Raw genomic sequence first — 1,214 nt, forward strand, 5'->3', positions numbered from 1 at the left:
CATCAAGGGCGCGGCCGAGGCCCAACGCGGCTTGCCGTCGGCCGACTTGGCGACCAGGTTGCCCGCCTTGTCGCCGCTGACCGAGATGCCGTCACCGGCGACGTCGAAGTGCAGGTTCGCGAGCTGCGGGTTGGCGGCGGCCGCCTGCGTCTTGACGATCAGGACGGTGCGCAGCCCGCCCGCCTTGGTGGCGGTGACCTTGAGGTCGGTGTCCGGCGCGACGGACGGGTAGACCACGCTGTCGCCGCTGACGGTGGGAGCCGGGAGCTTGAACGGCGCGGTGAGGGCCAGCTTCTTGCCGTCCGCGTCGGTCATGGTGGCCAGCGGTCCGTCACCACCCTTGGACAGGGCCAGCGGTGCCGCCGAGACCTTGGGCGAGAAGGTGCCGTCCGGGTTGGCGGCGAGGGCGGCGTCCAGCGGCAGCCAGGTGCCGTTGCGCTTGGTGCGCTGCTGCTCGGCGTGCGAGGTCAGCTTCAGGTGGCCGTCGGGAGTGGCCACGGTCTCGCTCGACGCGGTGGTCAGCGAGTCGACCGGCACCGGCTGGTGGGTCGCCTTCGCCTTCGCCATCGCCCGTCCGACCGCGTCGTCCTGGGGCACGTCCTTCAGGTGGCGCGCGTCGTTCGCCGCCGTCGCGGCGGTGGACGGCGTGGACGGCGTGGCCGACGGTCGGGCCGACGGCTGTTCGGCGACGGCGGGTGGCAGGGCGATGGTCGAGACGACCACGAGAGCCGCTGCAACGGTCAGTGGTCGAAGGAGCGCAGTGCGGCGCGCTCGCTGTCTGTTCACGGTGAGATTCCCCTTGAGAGGTGCTGCGACCTGCGGATATGGTCCGTGCAGTCGATGAGCACGGTGTCGTCCGAACGTTCGTTTCGGCAAGTCATACGAAGGTCTGACTGTCCGTTTTGGCCAGGACCTACCGCTATGACCGGCACATGAGATTGATCACAGTAGTGCGAATTGACGATTCGTAATACTAACGCTTACATTCCCGTCCCGCCATTAGAAACTTTCGGGGGCCCGGCGACTGACGCCGGGTCGGAAATGGGGGGATGTGATGGCATTGACGCCATCCGAAACTCCGCGCACACGAACGGCCCGCTCCCTGAGGGGGAAGGCGGTGACGATCACCGTCGCGGCGGTGCTCGGCTCGATGCTCGCGCCGGAGTCGGTCGCCACGGCGGCCGGCCCGGACTACAAGCGGATCTGGTCGCCGC

Annotated in this window: 1 pseudogene; it reads right to left on the reverse strand. The window is 68.7% G+C overall.

Annotation, left to right across the window (positions count from 1 at the left end):
* Positions 1-723, reverse strand: a pseudogene (locus tag AB0O00_RS40325) (hypothetical protein); the annotation flags it as partial.
* Positions 724-1,214 lie beyond the last annotated feature (491 nt).

The sequence above is a fragment of the Kitasatospora sp. NPDC093558 genome (genome assembly GCF_040683475.1).
Classification (GTDB): domain Bacteria; phylum Actinomycetota; class Actinomycetes; order Streptomycetales; family Streptomycetaceae; genus Kitasatospora.